At 71.1% G+C, this 16948-nt stretch carries 14 protein-coding genes and 1 pseudogene; 5 read left to right on the top strand and 10 right to left on the bottom strand.

Annotated elements, in window-relative coordinates:
- Positions 1-52: 52 nt before the first annotated feature.
- The 9 genes from BT98_RS0120335 to glgX all read right to left on the bottom strand — a co-directional run bounded on the left by BT98_RS0120335 (position 53) and on the right by glgX (position 10635).
- Positions 53-670, bottom strand: coding sequence for a trimeric intracellular cation channel family protein (locus BT98_RS0120335; RefSeq protein ID WP_019462787.1), 618 nt, complete (start codon positions 668-670; stop codon positions 53-55).
- A 269-nt stretch (positions 671-939) separates the two neighbouring features.
- The gene (cysK, locus tag BT98_RS0120330; protein WP_019462786.1) at positions 940-1854 is read right to left on the bottom strand and encodes a cysteine synthase A; all 915 of its coding nucleotides are present in this window, start codon (positions 1852-1854) and stop codon (positions 940-942) included.
- Positions 1855-1995: 141 nt separating this feature from the next.
- A complete protein-coding gene (locus tag BT98_RS27500) occupies positions 1996-2346 on the bottom strand; it encodes a hypothetical protein (protein ID WP_139341745.1) in 351 nt (116 codons plus the stop codon).
- Between the two features lie 84 nt (positions 2347-2430).
- On the bottom strand, positions 2431-3612 hold the full coding sequence (gene dinB / locus BT98_RS0120325) for a DNA polymerase IV (RefSeq protein ID WP_079253465.1): 1182 nt from the start codon (positions 3610-3612) through the stop codon (positions 2431-2433).
- A 144-nt stretch (positions 3613-3756) separates the two neighbouring features.
- Positions 3757-4674: a polyphosphate kinase 2 gene (gene ppk2 / locus BT98_RS0120320; RefSeq protein WP_019462784.1), complete on the bottom strand. Its 918-nt coding sequence runs from the start codon at positions 4672-4674 to the stop codon at positions 3757-3759.
- A gap of 552 nt (positions 4675-5226) precedes the next feature.
- Entirely contained in the window at positions 5227-6051 is an 825-nt protein-coding gene (locus BT98_RS26335) for an LGFP repeat-containing protein (protein ID WP_079253464.1), read from the bottom strand.
- A 348-nt stretch (positions 6052-6399) separates the two neighbouring features.
- Positions 6400-7650 carry a 3-phosphoshikimate 1-carboxyvinyltransferase gene (locus BT98_RS0120310; RefSeq protein WP_019463076.1) on the bottom strand — a complete coding sequence of 417 codons (1251 nt, stop codon included), beginning with the start codon at positions 7648-7650 and terminating at the stop codon, positions 6400-6402.
- A gap of 121 nt (positions 7651-7771) precedes the next feature.
- On the bottom strand, positions 7772-8218 hold the full coding sequence (locus tag BT98_RS26330) for an HNH endonuclease (protein WP_051544371.1): 447 nt from the start codon (positions 8216-8218) through the stop codon (positions 7772-7774).
- A gap of 173 nt (positions 8219-8391) precedes the next feature.
- Positions 8392-10635: a glycogen debranching protein GlgX gene (gene glgX / locus BT98_RS25440; protein ID WP_051005039.1), complete on the bottom strand. Its 2244-nt coding sequence runs from the start codon at positions 10633-10635 to the stop codon at positions 8392-8394.
- 302 nt (positions 10636-10937) lie between these two features.
- Here glgX and BT98_RS0120295 point away from each other — a divergent pair, with 302 nt between their 5' ends.
- From BT98_RS0120295 to BT98_RS0120280, 4 genes are all read left to right on the top strand, one after another.
- Positions 10938-11813 carry a bifunctional helix-turn-helix transcriptional regulator/GNAT family N-acetyltransferase gene (locus tag BT98_RS0120295; protein WP_019463141.1) on the top strand — a complete coding sequence of 292 codons (876 nt, stop codon included), beginning with the start codon at positions 10938-10940 and terminating at the stop codon, positions 11811-11813.
- Positions 11814-11900: 87 nt separating this feature from the next.
- On the top strand, positions 11901-12884 hold the full coding sequence (gene nudC, locus BT98_RS0120290) for an NAD(+) diphosphatase (RefSeq protein ID WP_019463142.1): 984 nt from the start codon (positions 11901-11903) through the stop codon (positions 12882-12884).
- Positions 12885-13295: a hypothetical protein gene (locus tag BT98_RS25435; RefSeq protein ID WP_019463143.1), complete on the top strand. Its 411-nt coding sequence runs from the start codon at positions 12885-12887 to the stop codon at positions 13293-13295.
- Positions 13296-13497: 202 nt separating this feature from the next.
- Positions 13498-15543, top strand: coding sequence for a hybrid sensor histidine kinase/response regulator (locus tag BT98_RS0120280; RefSeq protein ID WP_019463144.1), 2046 nt, complete (start codon positions 13498-13500; stop codon positions 15541-15543).
- Positions 15544-15583: 40 nt separating this feature from the next.
- Here the strand turns inward: BT98_RS0120280 and BT98_RS0120275 are convergent, their stop codons facing one another.
- Positions 15584-16456: an NAD(P)-dependent oxidoreductase gene (locus BT98_RS0120275; protein WP_019463145.1), complete on the bottom strand. Its 873-nt coding sequence runs from the start codon at positions 16454-16456 to the stop codon at positions 15584-15586.
- 297 nt (positions 16457-16753) lie between these two features.
- On the opposite strand from BT98_RS0120275, the pseudogene BT98_RS25430 reads away from it, so the two are divergent.
- Positions 16754-16948, top strand: a pseudogene (locus tag BT98_RS25430) (IS5/IS1182 family transposase); the annotation flags it as partial.

Genomic DNA, 16948 nt, shown 5'->3' with positions numbered 1-16948 from the left:
CCGCCCCACACGGCCGCCGGCCCGCGGAAGCCAGGACTTCCGCGGGCCGGCGTCAGTGCAGATCCTGCGTGTAGATGAAGCGCGGCATGTTCCAGTTGAAGCGCAGCGCCAGCAGCCGCAGCGTGAGGCCGAAGCCCATGGCGGCGAAGAGCACCGCGTCGTGCGGCAGCGCCATCGCCTGCCCGCCGATATAGGCCCCGCCGGTCAGCACGGAGACGCTGGCATAGAGCTCGCTGCGGAACAGCAGCGGCACGTCGTTGCAGAGCACGTCGCGCAGCACGCCGCCGACGCAGCCGGTGATCATGCCGGACATGATCGCCACCGGCACGGACAGGCCCATCGCCATCGCGATGTTGCAGCCGATCACCGTGAAGACCACCAGCCCGACCGCGTCCAGCAGCAGGAAGAGCCGCCGCAGCGAGTACATGAAGCGCGCCAGCGGAATGGTCGCCATCGCCGCCACCGCGGTGACGCCGAGCAGCGCCGGATTTTCCACCCAGGACAGCGGGTACCGCCCGAGCAGCACGTCGCGGCACGAGCCGCCGCCCAGCGCCGTCACCGAGCCCAGCAGGCAGACCCCCACCCAGTCCATGCGGCGCCGCCCCGCCGCCAGGGCAGCGGTCATGGCCTCCGCGACGATGGCGACGAGGTAGAGGACGTGCAGCAGCATCTCGGCCTTCCCGGTGGCGTTCCACTCCCCTCATGGCCGATCCTGCCCGGCCCCGCCACCACGCGGCCCGCGAACCATCGCCTTCCCCGGTTGTTCCTGCGTGGTGTCCGGCGGCGACCCGCCGGGGGAAAGGCGCCGCCTTTCCCGCCGGACCCCCTCTCCGCCAGGGACCGGAGCGGTTCCCCCCGGACCCCGGGCTTTCGTGGGTTCCGGTGGCTGCCGTCGGCCTGACATCCGATCCCCGGGAAGCAGGTGGGGACGCCAGGCCTTCAGGCCGGCAGGAATTCCGGCACGGACAGGTAGCGTTCGCCGGTGTCGTAGTTGAAGCCCAGCACGCGCGACCCCGCCGGCAGTTCCTTCAGCTTCGCCGCGATCGCCGCCAGCGTGGCGCCGGAGGAGATTCCCACCAGCAGCCCTTCCACGCTGGCCGAGCGCCGGGCGTAGTCCTTCGCCTCCTCCGCCGAGACCTGGATCACCCCGTCCAGCAGGTCGGTGTGCAGGTTCTTCGGGACGAAGCCCGCGCCGATGCCCTGGATCGGGTGCGGGGCCGGCGCGCCGCCCGAGATGACCGGCGAGGCCGCGGGCTCCACCGCGAAGACCTTCAGCCCCGGCCATTCCTTCTTCAGCACCTCGGCGCAGCCGGTGATGTGCCCGCCCGTGCCCACGCCAGTGACCAGCGCGTCCAGCCCTTCCGGGAAATCCGCCAGGATCTCCCGCGCCGTGGTGCGCACATGCACCTCGATATTCGCCGGGTTCTCGAACTGCTGCGGCATCCAGGCGCCCGGCGTCTGCGCCACCAGCTCCTCCGCCCGCGCGATCGCGCCCTTCATGCCCTTCTCGCGTGGCGTCAGGTCGAAGCTCGCACCATAGGCCTGCATCAGCCGCCGACGCTCCACCGACATGGATTCCGGCATCACCAGGACCAGCTTGTAGCCCTTCACCGCCGCCACCATGGCCAGCCCGATGCCGGTGTTCCCCGAGGTCGGCTCGACGATCACCCCGCCCGGCTTCAGCTGGCCCTCGGCCTCGGCGGCCTCGACCATGGACAGCGCGATGCGGTCCTTGATCGACCCGCCCGGATTGCCGCGCTCCGACTTCACCCAGACCTCGGCCTGCGGAAACAACCGCGCGAGGCGGATATGCGGCGTGTTGCCGATGGTTTGCAGCACATTCTCGGCCTTCATGGGCCCTTCTCCTCGGCTTTCCGCCCACCGGGCCGCGCATCCGGCGCAGCTCCGTCGGGCATCCCGGTGACGGGGGTGGCGGAACCGGCCCGGACTTGTTCCGGCGCCGGTTCCGATACCCTGTTCTGGCGTTGCGTCCGATCATGGCGGCGCCGGGCGGGAATTCAACCGGAACAGCGAGCGACCATCGCGAAATCCGCCTTTCCCTGCATTCCCGCGCGACAATGGCGCCAGCACGGCCACACAGCCGTCGCGCCCCGTGGCCAGGACCACGCGCCGCACCTGCTCGCACGGCTGCGCCGGGTCCACCGCGCCCGCTTCGGCCAGCACCGACCAGAGGGACGGCCCTTCCACCACGGGTGCCGGGGAAGGGGCATCCGGAGCGGAAGCATGGCCCGGCAGTTCCGCCCGCGACTGCGGCAGCCGTACCAGCGCCTCCGGCTCCCGGCCGCGGCGAAAAACACGCGGCCGCGCCATCCGGCCCGGGAGCATGGCACCACGCCCGGCATTCGCCCCCGGCGACCCCGCCGCATCAAGCCTGCCGTATCGGCACGGGCGCATCGAAGGGGCCGGAAACTACAGCAGCGCCATCTGCACCGGCCCGTCCCCGGCCTCCGTCCCCTCCAGCCCCGAGAGCGTCACCCCCAGCAGCCGGATTCCCCGCTCCGGCGGCAGCAGTCCGCGCAGCAGCGCCAGCGCGCTTTCCTCCAGCGCCGCGAGCTCCGGTACCGCCCGCGCGAAGCTCTGGCTGCGCGTCACCTGGCGGAAATCGCTGAACTTCACCTTCAGCGTCACCGTCCGCCCGCGCGTGCCATGGCGCACGCAATGCTCCCACACCTTCGCCGCCAGCGGCCGCAGCGACGCCGCCAGCTCCGCCTCCCCGCGCAGGTCGTGGGCAAAGGTCGTCTCCGACCCCACCGATTTCCGGATGCGGTCCGCCCGCACCGGCCGCTCGTCCTCGGCCCGGCTGATCGCGTGGTAATAGGCCCCGGCCTTGCCGAAATGCGCCTGCAGGAATTCCAGGCCCTGCGCCCGCAGGTCACGCCCGGTATGGATGCCCATCCCCTCCATCCGTGCTGCCGTCTTCGGCCCGACGCCATGGAAGCGCCCCACCGGCAGGTCCTCGACGAAGCCCGGCCCCATGCGCGGCGTGATGACGAAGAGCCCATCCGGCTTGCGCTGGTCGGAGGCGAGCTTGGCCAGGAACTTGTTGTAGGACACCCCTGCCGAGGCGGTGAGCCCGGTCCGTGCCCGGATCTCCGCCCGGATGCGCTCCGCGATCTCCGTCGCCGAGCCGATGCCCCGCAAATTCTCCGTCACGTCCAGATAGGCCTCGTCCAGCGACAGCGGCTCGATCACCGGCGTGTATTCCGCGAAGACCGCGCGGATCTCCTGCGAAACCGCCCGGTACACCTCGAACCGCGGCTTCACGAAGACCAGCTCCGGGCATTTCCGCCGCGCCACCACGGAGGGCATGGCCGAGCGCACGCCGAAGCGCCGCGCCTCGTAGCTCGCCGCCGCGACCACGCCCCGCTCCCGCGCGCCGCCCACCGCCACCGGCAGCCCGCGCAGCGACGGATCGTCCCGCTGCTCCACCGAGGCGAAGAAGGCGTCCATGTCGATATGGATGATCTTGCGCGGCGCCGCCCGGCCCGCCTGCCCGCCGCCACGGCCGCCCTCAGGCCTGTCCCCGGGGCTCTCCCTCCGGACCGCTTCCGGCCCCGCCGCCTCCGGCACCACGCTCCTCCACCCGCCCATCCCCGCCGCGCCGGCAGAAGGGGCGGCGGCACGAACAATCCGGGAACGAGCATAGGCCAGCCAGCGGGACACCGCCAACCGCAACCTTGCCCGTCGCCGGATGTCCTGGAGGCTGTTTTCCGGGCCGGTGCGGCGCCTGCGCCCTCAGTAGCGTTCCGGCACGTAGAGTTCCGGCGGCAGGGTCCGGCGCTCGTAGTTCGGGTCGAAGACGCGCTCGGGCAGGACCACCGGCTCGTGCGGCACTTCCTCATAGGGGATGAGGGAGAGCAGGTGTGCGATGACGTTCAGCCGCGCGCGCTTCTTGTCGTTGCCCTCGACGATGTACCAGGGCGCCTCGGGGATGTTCGTGCGCTCGAACATCTCCTCCTTGGCCTTGGTGTACTGCTCCCACCGCACCCGCGACTGCAGGTCCATGGGCGAGAGCTTCCACTGCTTGATCGGGTCATGGATGCGCATGAGGAAGCGGAGCTGCTGCTCCTCGTCGGTGATGGAGAACCAGTACTTCACCACGATGATGCCGGAACGGACGAGCATGCGCTCGAATTCCGGCACGTCGCGGAAGAAGTCCTCCACCTGCGCCTCGCTGGCGAAGCCCATCACGCGCTCGACACCGGCCCGGTTGTACCAGCTCCGGTCGAACAGCACGATCTCGCCCGCCGCGGGCAGATGCGCGACATAGCGCTGGAAGTACCACTGCGTCCGCTCGCGGTCCGACGGCGCCGGCAGGGCGACGACGCGGCAGGTGCGCGGGTTGACGCGCTGGGTGATGCGCTTGATGGCGCCGCCCTTGCCCGCGCTGTCGCGCCCCTCGAACAGCACGACGACCTTCAGCCCGTTCTGCGTGACCCAGTCCTGCAGCTTGACCAGCTCGCTCTGCAGCCGCAGCAGCTCCCGGAAATAGAGCTGCCGGTCGATCGTGCCCTTCTTCCGGTCACGCCGGATCTGCCGCAGCGCCTCGGGAAGCCGCTCGTCGTCGAGCTCCATCTCGAGCTCTTCGTCCAGGTCGTCCTGCATCTCCAGCCGCAGCCAGGATTGCTGCCGCTCCTCGTCCTCGCCCGCCATTCCGCCGCCCCTCGATGGTTCCCTGGGATGGGCGGCTATAAACAGGCCGTGCGGCGGCGCATGCGACGAATCCATGACGGTTCCATGACCGTCGTGCAGCGGCACCCGGCCCTGGGCGCCAGCCGCCCCGTCCAGACACCGCTTTCCCCCCGGGCCGTCGTGCTTTACGTCCTGGCGTTGTGCCCTCCCGGGGGAAGGCGCTGCCTTTCCCCCGGACCCCCTATCCGCCAGGACCCTGAGGGTCCTGGACCTCCCGGTCGTTGGCGCTCGCTGATACCAGATCGCGCCGGAGAGCACGGCTCTCCGGCAGGTTGCCGATGTCACCAGCGTGGACACGTTGTTTTTCTTCTCTTAGGGAGCCCCGCGTTTCCACCTACACCCGGGGATCAGGCTGCAGGACAACGGTATCCACCAGAACCCACGAAAGCCCGGGGTCTGGGGACCGGCTTCGGTCCCCGGCGGAGAGGGGGTCCGGCGGGAGAGGCAGGGCCTCTCCCGCCCGGCGGCCAGCCACGAAGCGCCACGCACCCAGGAAAAGCCGCCGCGCCAGGTTCAAAGCGAGGCCGAGGCCGCCCGCCCGGAGGACAGGTCGGTCGCCTGCACCTGCGCGCCGCTGAGGCCGGAGAGGTTCACCCTGATCCGGTCCGCGATATGGCCGACCTCGTTCACGGCCACGGTATGCTCGCCCGTCTGGTGCGTGGTGGGGCCGCCCCCGGCAAAGAGGTCATAGGCCACCTTGGCGCTCTGCCGGCCGGTGAAGTTGTCGCCCTGGACCTCGATGAAGCGGCCGCCATCGCTGATGGCGCGCAGCGTGATCCGTGGCGGCGGCGCATAGGCGCCGTTGTGCTGCTGCGCGCCTCCCGCCGGGGTCCAGGTGAAATACCCGCCCTGGAAGCGCTGCAGCCGCCCGACGCCTGGCTCGTCATGCTCCGCCTCCAGCGGATAGCGGCTGCTGCCCCGCTCCCAGCCCAGCCGCGCCCATTTGTCCCGGATCGCGCCATAAACCTCGTGCGCGCCCGACGCCGGCGACCAGTAGATCGACGCCTCCGGCTTGCCTTGCAGCTGCTCCGCCCGGAAGTGGTTGAACCGCCCCACCCCGTCCGGGCAGCCGGACTCGTCGTTGATGGGATAGCCGAAGCGCTCACGCCCGATCTCCCGCCAGCGCGCGCCGATCGAGCCATAGACCAGGTGCGCCCCGGTATCCGGATGCCAGGAGATGGTGCGCCCCGCCTGGAAATCCTGATACCGCCCGACCCCGTCGAAGGTGGGCGTCTCGTTGTTTACCGGTGCACCCAGCGCGCCGCCCAACCCGCCCAGGCTCAGCCATTTCGCCTCGATGGCGCCGAAGACCACCAGATTACCGACTTTCGTTGGCATGACGCTTCTCCCCGGAACACTGTCCGTGGAAAAGACCGTATCCGAAACGATCATCGGGCCGCGTCCACCGAATGGTGGAGGCGGCGGTGACAGTTCCGTCATGCCGGACCGGTCCGCGTGGCTGCCTTCCGGAACCTGTCCCGGCCAGCCATCCGCTGGAAAAGGACCGCAGACCCAGCCTTGGCCCGAAAGCGCATCTGGGCGTCCATGCCGGAGAGAAGGAAGGCGTCCGGGAGATGATGGAGGACACGTCACCCGTCCCTCGAAACACCATTCTCCTCGCGAAACGGTGACCTGCCGGACAGGCCGCCCGTGCTCCTTGCGCGCCCCGGGACGCGCCCCGGGGCCTCACCCCTCCGCCCGCATCTCCACCCCCAGCCGCCCCAGGTCCCGCCAGTAATCCGGATAGGTCTTCGCCACGCAGCCCGGGTCCAGGATCGTCACCCCCGGCACCATCAGCCCGGCCAGCGCCATGCTCATGGCGATCCGGTGGTCGCCATAGGTCTCGATCCGCGCCGCCCGGAACCCTTCCCGCGGCGCCGGGGTCACCACCAGATCGTCCCCGTCCTCCACCGCCAGCCCGGGCGAGAGGCGCGACAACTCCGTCGCCATGGCATGCACCCGATCGCATTCCTTCACCCGCAGATTGCCGATTCCCGTGAAACGCACCGGCGCGGCGCCAAAGGCGGCAACCGCCGCCAGGGTCGGCACCGCATCCTGCATCTGCGACCCGTCGATCACCGGCGGCAGGTGCCGGAAATCCCGTATCAGCGGATAGGCCGCCGCATCCGGCTGGGTGAAGTCCCCCGCTGCCACGCCCAGGTCGATCGCCCCCCCGGTCAGCGCCTCCGCCGCCCAGAGATAGGTCGCCGCCGAGGCATCCGGCTCCACATGCAGTTCCGCCGCCCGGTATCCGCCCGGCTGCACCACCCAGGCGGAGCCCCCCTCCGCCTCCACCACTCCGCCGAAGCGCCGCATCGCCGCCACCGTCAGGTCGATATAGCCCCGCGCCCCGATCGCATCGCCGCGCAGCGCCACCCGCACCGGATGCGCCCCGCAGGCGGCCAGCATCAGCAGCGCCGAGACATACTGGCTCGACAGGCCGGCATCGACGCTCACCTCGCGCCCCTCGAACCCGCCGCGCCCCCGCACCGTGACCGGCGGGCATCCCGTCGGCGCCTCCGCCACCACCCCCAGGCGCCGCAGCGCCTCCACCAGCGGCGCGATCGGGCGCTTTCGCATATGCGCGTCGCCGTCCAGCACCACCTCGCCCCCGGCCAGCGCCGCCGCCGCCGTCAGGAAGCGCACCGCCGTCCCGGCATTGCCCAGGAAGAGCGCCGCCGCCGGGGCCCGCAGCCGCCCGCTGCCCCGCACCACGAAGCCCGTATCCTCCGGCTCCTCCACCGCCACCCCCATGGCACGCAGCGCATTCGCCATGTGCCGCGTGTCGTCGCTCTTCAGCGCGCCCGTCAGCCGGCTTTCCCCCACCGCCAGCCCGGCCAGCAGCAACGCCCGGTTGGTGATGGATTTCGACCCCGGCGGCGAGACCCGGCCCCGCAGGGGCCGGCCGGGCGGCAGGATGGTCAGGGCATCGGTCATGCGGGTCCGCTCCGGTCGGTGGCGCGAAGGACAGGGGAGGGCGCCTATAGCATCTCCGTGCCATCCTGGCGCCGCCACCGCTTCCACCCTGGTGCGACGCGGGCATCCCAGGGCGCCGCGCCTACCCCTTGGCCTTTCCCCGGCACCAGCCTAGCTTGTGGGCCCGGTCCACGTTGCAGCGCCGGCAGGCGACGGCCAGGTTGCAGGGCCGGTTCCCGCCGCCCTGCTTGCGCGGCAGGATGTGCTCGAAGCTCGGACGGTCGTCCGGGTCCGGCGCATCCGCCTCCATCCGCTTGCCACAATGGCAGCAGCGGTGGTTCTGCTCCGCCGAAAGCCGCTCGCGCAACCTGGGCGAGTTCCATTCCACGAAGCCGTAGAGCCGCGCCTCCTCCGACAGCAGCTGCCGGTGATAGGCTTCCCAGTCGTTCACGGCGCTGCTGGTCAGATGGCACTCGCCCCGGTGCCGTGCCCAGGCGGCCTCGCACTCCCGTTCCCGCCGCAGCCGTTCGGCCGAGGAAACGGCGTGGGGATCGGCCGTATCAGGAAGGAGGTCGGAAAGGTTTCGCATCGCTCTGGCGGTGGCAGGGACGGGGTTGGGCCGAGCATGGCACACCCGGCATCCCCTTCACATGGTGTTGTGCAGCCTCTTCCGCCACCCGGTTCCCCGACGCGCCACGGCCTCCGGGCATCCTTCCGTCCCATGGCAGAAGAACATGCCCCGGAAGCCGCCCGCCAGCCCCGTCAGCCGGCCCCGCCCTCCTTCGCCTCCTCCTCGCTCGTCTCCTCGCTGTTCTCGTCGCTCTTCGGCAGCCCCATCACCGGCCGCTCCGTCAGCCCGCGCAGGGCCCGCAGCGTCTGCCGCAGCGCGATGGAGTCCCCATCCTCCGGCTCCAGCGCGAAGAGCAGCGCCGAGCGCCCGGTCACCAGGTACTCCTGCCCGGAATCGAAGCTCTCGATCTCCACGCCCTCCGGCAGGTTCGTGTCCATCAGGCAGTGCCAGGTCGTCCCGCCCACCACCTGGGGCAGGGTGAAGCCCACCACGTCATGATGCGCGTTGGCCACCAGCAGCGCCGTGATGTCCATCGCCGGCCGGTGCAGCCCCGTGGCCCGCGCCCGCCCATCCAGCAGCATCCCCAGGCACCTGGCGCTGGCATCCTCCCACTCGTGGTCCTCCATGGGCTTGCCGGTCGGGGAGATCCAGGCGACGTCCTTGACGTCGAGCTCCTCGTTCACCCGCCCGGTGAGGAACCGGCCGCGACGCAGGATCGGCAGCGACTTGCGCAGGGTGAGCAGCTTGCGGGTGAAGTTGATCAGGGCCTCGCCGTCCTCGCCGATCCCCTCCCAGTTCACCCAGTTCAGCTCGTTGTCCTGGCAGTAGGTGTTGTTGTTCCCCTCCTGCGTCCGGCCCAGCTCGTCGCCCGCCAGGATCATCGGCGTCCCCTGGCTCAGCAGCAGCGTCGCCAGGAAGTTCCGCTTCTGCCGCTCGCGCAGCCTGTTGATCTCCGCGTCGTCGGTCGGCCCCTCGGCGCCGCAGTTCCAGCTCTTGTTGTCGGAATGCCCGTCGCGCCCGTCCTCGCCATTCGCCTCGTTGTGCTTCTCGTTGTAGGAAACGAGGTCGTGCAGGCAGAAGCCGTCATGCGCGGTGACGAAGTTCACCGAGGACCACGGCCGCCGCCCGCGCTTGTTGAAGGCATCGCCCGAGGCCGTCAGCCGCGTGGCCATGTCCGGCAGCTTGCCCTCGTCGCCCTTCCAGTACTCGCGCACCGTGTCGCGGAACTTGTCGTTCCACTCCGCCCAGCCCGGCGGGAAGCCGCCCACCTGGTATCCGCCCGGCCCGATGTCCCAGGGCTCGGCGATCAGCTTGACCGAGGACAGGATCGGGTCCTGCCGGCAGGAATCCAGGAAGCCGCCGCCCTCGTCGAAGCCATAGGGCTCGCGCCCCAGGATCGTGGCGAGGTCGAAGCGGAACCCGTCCACATGCATCTCCTGCACCCAGTAGCGCAGGCTGTCCGTCACCATCTGCAGAACGCGCGGGTGCGACAGGTTCACCGTGTTCCCGGTGCCCGTCTCGTTGACGTAGTAGCGCCGGTCGTTGTCGATCAGCCGGTAGTACGACGCGTTGTCGATCCCCTTGAACGACAGCGTCGGACCCTTCTCGTTGCCCTCGGCCGTGTGGTTGTACACCACGTCGAGAATGACCTCGAGCCCGGCATCGTGCAGCCGCGCCACCATCTCCTTGAACTCGGAAAGCGACCCGCTCGCGGAATAGCGCAGCTCCGGCGCGAAGAAGCCGATGGTGTTGTAGCCCCAGTAGTTCGTCAGCCCCTTGTCGGTCAGGTGCTGGTCCTGCACGAAGGAATGCACCGGCAGCAGCTCCACCGAGGTCACGCCGAGCGACTTGATGTAGTCGACGATCTCCGGCTGCCCCATTCCCGCATAGGTGCCGCGCAGCTCCTCCGGAAGCGCCGGGTGCAGCTTCGTGAAGCCCTTCACATGCGTCTCGTAGAAGATCGTGTCCGCCCAGGGGATGTTGGGCCGGCGGTCATGCCCCCAGGTGAAGGCCGGGTCCACCACCCGGCTCTTGGGCATGAAGGGCGCGCTGTCGCGCTCGTCGAAGCTCAGGTCGTCGCCGCTCTCCATCTGATAGCCGAAATGCGACGGGTCCCACTTCAGCGCACCCACCAGCCCCTTCGCATAGGGGTCGAGCAGCAGCTTGTTGGGGTTGAAGCGGTGCCCGTTCTCGGGCTCGTAAGGCCCGTGCACGCGATACCCGTACACCGTTCCCGGCCGCGCATCCGGCAGGTAGCAGTGGAACACCTCGTCGGTGTATTCCGGCATCACGATCCGCTCCAGCTCCCGCTCGCCCTTGGCGTCGAAGAGGCAGAGCTCGACCTTGGTCGCATGGGCGGAAAACAGCGCGAAATTCACCCCCAGCCCATCCCATGTTGCCCCGAGTGGGAAGGGACGGCCCTCCCGGAGCCGCATTGCGCGTTGAATCGCGGCCGCCGCGAATTTCGCGTGGCCAGAAGCGGGCGGAACGTCGGACATGCTTGGGGCAGACCTGCTCTCGGGGACAAGGAAGCAGCCGGGTTGCCGGCAGCCCATCCAGAACCCCCGTCCGGCCCGGGAAGTTTCAGACTGTCCCCCGCCGCCCGCCCTCTGTGACACCGCAACATCAGCCCCGCCCGTGGCGCCTCACGCCCGGCGCTTCGCTGTCCTCGGAGGTGCGATCCCGCCCCGGTGCGGTGGGATTGACCGCCCGATGTGCCTGACTAAAGTCAGACAACATGACGCTCGACCCGATCAGCCGCTTCCGCCGCTTCAGCCGTGCCGTGACCCGGGAGGTCGGGGCCCTGGACACCTCCTTCCTCGGCCGGGGCCGCCCGCTCGGCGCCGCGCGCGTGCTCAACGCCATCGGCCATGGCCGCACGGACGTGGCCGCGATCCGCGACTATCTGGGCCTCGATTCCGGGCTGATGAGCCGCCTGCTCCGGAGCCTGGAGGAGGAGGGCCTGGTCGTCACCGAGACCCATCCCGCCGACGCCCGCCGCCGCGTCGCCCGGCTGACCGGAACGGGCGAGCGGGAATTCGCGGCCTATGAGGAGATATCGGATGCCAGGGCCGCGGCCCTGCTGTCCCGCGCGCCGCGGGCCGAGGCGCTGCTCCAGGCCATGGACACCGTGGCCCTCGCCCTGGGTCGCGACCACCTCGCCATCGAGGAGGCCGATCCCCGGGGCGAAGCCGCGCGCCATTGCCTGGGCGAGTACTACGCCGAGCTCGCCCGCCGCTTCGAGAAGGGCTTCGACGTCACGCTTTCCCGCGACCCCGAGGCCGCCGACATGATGCGGCCCCGCGGCAGCTTCCTCCTGGCCCTGTCGGACGGCCTTCCCCTCGGCTGCGTCGGGCTCAAGGGCACGGGAAAGCAATGGGCGGAGATCAAGCGCCTCTGGGTCTCGCCCGCCGCGCGCGGCCTGGGCGTCGCGCGACGCCTCATGGACGCCGCCGAGGCCACCGCCCGGGAGCTCTCGATCCCGGTCCTCCGCCTCGACACCAACCGCGCGCTGCCGGAGGCCATGCAGCTCTACCGCGCCTCCGGCTGGACCGAGATCCCCCGCTTCAACGACGATCCCTACCCCGACACCTTCTTCGAGAAGCGTCTCTGATCCCGGCGCCGCCATCCGGGGCCTTCCGCCCGGACTCGGCCCGCCTCGGTGGACCACCCCCGGCGCCCGTGGCAGTTTGCCGGCCCCATGCTCTCCATCCCCGCCAGTCGCCCCAACGCCTATACCGGCAGCCCCCTCGACCGGGTCTCCGGCCGCCGTGACGAGGCGGATTTCGTCGCCGCCCAGCTGGCGCGCGAGGATGCCCTCTTCGTCCCCGTCTGGCGCAGCCAGTCCCTGCTCCGCGACAATGCCGCCGGCGAGCCCGAGGCCGTCCTCCTCACCCCCGCCACCGCCGAGGCCCTCCGCATGACCGCCGGCCCGGCGCCGGCCCCCCCTGGGCTTGCCCCCCACGGGCCCGCCCCCTGGGTGCTGCTCGGCCTCTTCGAGGAGGGGCCGCTGAAGGGCCGCCCCGTCTTCGCCGTGGACTGTTCCGCCGCCGAGGACCCGCTCCCCCTGCTGTCGCCGGAGATGGGCCGCTTCGCCGACCTGCGCCCCGTCGCCGCCCTCATGCCGCCCGGCGAGGCCAGCCTCCTCGCCCATGCCCGCGGCATGCTCCATTGGCGCAGCCGCCACCGCTTCTGCGGCGTCTGCGGCGGCGTCTGCGAGCCGCGTGCCGCCGGCAACACGCTCCGCTGCGCGAATTGCGGCACCATGCATTTCCCCCGCACCGACCCCGCCGTGATCATGCTGATCCTCCGGGGCGACCGCTGCCTCCTCGCCAACTCCCCCCGCTTCCCCGACACGACCATGTATTCGACCCTGGCCGGCTTCGTGGAACCGGGCGAGAGCCTGGAGGAAGCCGTGCGCCGCGAGGTGCTGGAGGAAGCGGGCATCCGCGTCGGCGAGGTCCACTACCATTCCTCCCAGCCCTGGCCCTTTCCGGCCTCCGTCATGATCGGCTTCCATGGGGAGGCCCTGTCCGATGCCATCACCATCGACCCGGACGAGATCCGCGACGCCCGCTGGTTCACCCGGGACGAGCTCCGCAGCATCGACACCCTCGGCCTGCGCCTGCCGCGCGCCGATTCCATCGCGCGCCGTCTGATCGAGGACTGGCTGGAGAACACCTGAATGCCCGCCTTCGCCCCGCGCCCCCGCACCATGTCCCCCGCCCGTGTGCACCCCGCCCATGCGCGCCCCGCCCGTGCGGCCCTGCCGCTTGCCCTCCTGGCCGCCCTGCCGCTCCTGGCCGCCTGCAATCCGGGTGGGGCCATCGTCCAGCCCGTCCCCCGCGCCGAGAACCCGCAGGAGGCCGCCTGCCGCCGCGAGGCCGCCCGCCGGCCGGAGGTCGTCGCGCTGATGCGCCAGCAGCCCCCCATCGACAACATCACCTGGTACCAGCGCTGGCAGGCCGAGGTCGCCGCCGCCCAGCTCAGCGCCACCAACGACTGCCTCCGCGCCGGTGGGCAGCCCATCAGTGGCGGCGTCGAGGCCGTCCGCCAGCCCGGCATGGCCGGCCCGGACGACCAGCCCCTCCGCTGACCCGCCCGCCCGCGCCATCTCCCCGGCGGGGCGGCCGGGAACGGTAGGGTCAGGGCCTGTGCGGCCCGCCGCCGGCCAGGCCCCCTCCGCCGCCGGGCCTCGCGACAGCCCCGCTTGCCCCGCCGCGCCGCTCCTTTACAGAGAGCCCGCATTGGCGGCCGTCCGAATCGTCGCCCGGAAAGGCTGAGGCAGGATTTCCCCGATGGCCGCTTCCGAGAACGACACCGCCGGCGCGCAGGACGCCCCTCCCGGCGGCTACGACGATGCCGAGCGCATCCAGCTCGCCCTCGCCGCCGGCGCCATCACCGGCACCTGGTTCTGGGACCTGCCCACCGACCGCTTCACCATCGACGAGCAGTTCGCCCAGGCCTTCGGCATCGATCCGGCCCTCGGCCGCCAGGGCCTCAGCCTCGAACAGGTCATCGCCACCGTCCATCCGGACGACAAGCCCGGCCTCGCCGCCACGATCGGCGAGGTCATCGCCCGCGGCGGCCCCTATGCCCACCAGTACCGTGTCCGCCGCGCCGATGGCCGCTACTACTGGATCGAGGCCAACGGCCGCGTCGACAAGGCCCCCGATGGCACCCCCCTCCGCTTCCCCGGCGTCCTCCTCGACCTGGAGCAGCGGCGCGCCATCGAGGCCGAGCGCGACCGCGCCAACATCCTCCTCCGCAGCTTCATCGAGGCCGTCCCCGGCGTCGTCTATGCCAAGGACCGCGAAGGGCGCATGCTCCTCGCCAACAAGGGCACCACCGAGCTCATCGGCAAGCCGCCCGACTTCTATCTCGGCCGCACCGACCGCGAGTTCCTCGACGACACCGCCCAGGCCGAGGCCGTCATGGCCAACGACCGCCGCATCATGGAATCCGGCATCCTGGAACAGGTCGAGGAAGAGGTCCGCCGCCCCGACGGCACCCCCGCCACCTGGCTCTCCACCAAGGCCCCCCTCCGCAACGGGAGCGGCGAGGTCATCGGCCTCATCGGCACCTCCATCGACATCACCGCCCGCAAGGAGGCCGAGCGTGAGCGCCAGGCCCTCCACACCCTCCTCGAACAGCGTGTCGCCGCCGCCATCGCCGAACGGGAGCAGGCCGAGGCCGCCCTCCGCCAGTCCCAGAAGATGGAAGCCGTCGGACAGCTCACCGGCGGCCTCGCGCACGACTTCAACAACCTCCTCGCCGGCATCATCGGCGCCCTCGACCTGATGGCCGCCCGCATCGCCCGGGGCCGCCACGACGACCTGCTCCGCTACACCGCCGCCGCCAGCGATGCCGCCCGGCGCGCCGCCGCCCTGACCCACCGCCTCCTCGCCTTCTCCCGCCGCCAGACCCTCGACCCGCGCCCCACCGACGTGAACCGCCTCGTCACCGGCATGGCCGACCTCCTCCGCCGCACCATCGGCCCCGGCATCGCCCTTGACACCACCACCACCCCCGGCCTCTGGTCCGTCCTGGTGGACCCGCCCCAGCTCGAGAACACCCTCCTCAACCTCTGCATCAACGCCCGTGACGCCATGCCCCAGGGCGGCCGCCTCACCATCTGCACGGCCAACACCCGTCTCGGCCCCCAGGCCGCCCGCGAGCGCGACCTGGCGCCCGGCCCCTATGTCTCCCTCCGCGTCACCGACACCGGCACCGGCATGGCCCCCGATACCGCCGCCAGAGCCTTCGACCCCTTCTTCACCACCAAGCCCCTCGGCCACGGTACCGGCCTCGGCCTCTCCATGATCTACGGCTTCGCCCGCCAGTCCGGCGGCCAGACCCGCATCCGCACCGCCCCCGGCCAGGGCACCACCGTCTGTCTCTACCTGCCGCGCCACCAGGGCGAACCCGCCGACACCGAACCCGCCCCGGACCCCGCCCCGGACCTGCGCAGCCCGCATGGCGAGACCGTCCTGGTCGTGGACGACGAGCCCACCATCCGCATGCTCGTCACCGAAGTGCTGGAGGAACTCGGCTACGCCGCCCTGGAGGCCGCCGACAGCGCCGCCGGCCTCGAACTCCTCCGCTCCCCCGCCCGCATCGACCTCCTCGTCACCGATATCGGCCTCCCCGGCGGCATGAACGGCCGCCAGATGGCCGAGGCCGCCCGCCACGCCCGCCCTGGCCTGCGGACCCTCTTCATCACCGGCTATGCCGAACAGGCCGTTATCGGCGAAACGCCTCTGCCCCCCGGCATGCACGTCATGACCAAGCCCTTTGCCCTGGAAACCCTCACCGCCCGCATCCGGGAACTCGTCGCCGGCTGACACGGGCCGCGGGCTGGGCAGAGGAGGGGAGGGGCCGCCCTCAGCCCCCCTTCGGCGGCTGCCCCAGCGCCGCCCAGTCCCGCTCGCCCCCATCCGCCCGGATGATCGCGTCCATCCGCTCCGCCAGCAGCCGCGCCACCGGCACCTCCGCCTCGCCCGCCGCCTCCAGCGCCAGCCCCACATCCTTCCGCCCGAGCTTCATCGGGAACCCCGCCGGCTCGAACCGCCCCGCCGCGATCATCGGCGCATAGACCCCCATCATCCGGCTGCCGAAATCCGTCTCCGTCAGGAATTCCGCGAACCGCGCCGCCGGCACGCCCTGCGACCCGGCGATCCGCATCTGCTCGCTCACCAACTCGATCACCGCCGCGATCCCGAAATTCGCCGCCAGCTTGGTGGCCGCCGCCATCGCCGGCTTCTCCCCCATTCGCAGCACCTTCGCCCCGATCGCCCCGAACAGCGGCGCCAGCCGGTCCAGCGCCTCCGCCGGCCCCGCCGCGATCACCGACAGCTTCCCCGCCGCCGCCACATCCGGCCGTCCCAGCACCTGCGCCGACACGAAGCCCTGCCCCGCCCCGGCATGCGCCGCCGCCAGCCGCTCCGTCAGCGCCACGCTCACCGTGCTGCACGACACATGCAGCACCCCCGGCCCCGCCGACAGCACCCCGCCTGCGCCGGAGGTCACCGCCTCCACCGCCGCGTCATTCGCCAGCATGCTGAACACGATGCCCGCCCGGGCCGCCTCCGCCGGGCTGCCCGCCACACGCGCCCCGCGCGCGGCCAGCGCCTCCGCCTTTCCGGCGCTGCGGTTCCACACTGTCACGCGGTGTCCGGCCTCCAGCAGCCGCCCGGCCATCCCCGACCCCATCTGCCCGAGGCCCAGGAACCCCACATCCATCCGTTCCGTGCTCATGCCGCTCTCCTCGTTGAATCGCGAACGTCGCCTTCCTGGGGAGTTTCAACGCTGGGGTGGGGGAGGGGGCTTCTGTGTCGGAGCTTTGCGGCCGGGCGTCGCAGCGCAGGGGCTCTGCCCCTGCACCCCGGCAGGAACCTGAGGTTCCTGCACCTCCCAGTTATTTATCCCGCTGTATTTAGTCGGTCTTGAACATCTCATAGTTCACTGATTTATCTGAAATGTTTGCTGGATCGGGCGCTCTGAATTTGCAGAGTGCGATTGTTTTCGACGACAAACGCTGCGATTCTGGTGGGCATGAAGCACCGCCCGCGCCCGCCGGAACAGGCTGATCTGCTGCGGCCGCGGCTGGTCGACATGATCGACGGGCGGCACGAACTGGTGCGGCTGGCGGCGCTGATCGACTGGTCCTGGTTCGAGCGGGAATGGGCCGGCTTCTTCCCCGCCGCTGAGGGACGGCCGGCCACCCATCCTCGCCTGGTCGCCGGGCTG

The sequence above is a fragment of the Roseomonas mucosa ATCC BAA-692 genome, assembly GCF_000622225.1.
GTDB lineage: Bacteria > Pseudomonadota > Alphaproteobacteria > Acetobacterales > Acetobacteraceae > Roseomonas > Roseomonas mucosa.
This window is presented reverse-complemented; position numbering and strand designations above follow the sequence as displayed.